Below are 576 nucleotides of genomic sequence, written 5' to 3' on the forward strand. Positions count from 1 at the left end.
TGCTGCTAGCGCGGCGCTGCTCGCCGTGCTGCAGCAGCGCCGCCTCGGCCGCTGGCTGCTCGGCATCGGCGTGCATGGGCTGTGGCTGCTGGCGATGACCAGCGCCCTGCTCACGCTGCTGGCCCTGCTGGCGACGCGCCGCTACGGCTTCGTCTGGGAAACCACCATCCTCGGCGAAAACGCTTTCGTCACCCTTACCCAGGCCCTCGGCGCGCTGCCGACGCTGCTCGGCTTCGGCATACCGGACGTCGAGCAGATCCGCGCCAGCGGCGCGCTGGGCAGCGATCTGGACAACGCCCGGCAACACTGGGCCGGCTGGCTGGTCGGCGTGCTGCTGGTCTACGGCCTGCTGCCGCGCCTGCTGCTGGCCGGTTTCTGCCTGTGGCGCTGGCACCGTGGCCGCACAGCGCTACGACTCGATCTGAACCTGCCGGCCTACCGCCTGCTGCGCGAACGCCTGCAGCCGCCCAGCGAACGCCTCGGCATCAACGATGCGGCGCCGGCGCAGTTGCACGCGCCGAGCGCCGGCACCCGGCTGGAGGGCAGCGAGGGCGCCGTGCTGGTGGCCATCGAACT

The 576-nt window shown here is 72.0% G+C and carries 1 protein-coding gene; it reads left to right on the forward strand.

What is annotated here, in order from left to right; translation table 11 throughout:
- Positions 1-576, forward strand: a 576-nt coding sequence (locus BAY1663_RS22880) for a DUF2868 domain-containing protein (protein ID WP_037045491.1), incomplete at both ends; no start/stop codon positions are given.

The organism is Pseudomonas sp. BAY1663 (assembly GCF_000582595.1).
Lineage (GTDB): Bacteria > Pseudomonadota > Gammaproteobacteria > Pseudomonadales > Pseudomonadaceae > Stutzerimonas > Stutzerimonas stutzeri_AF.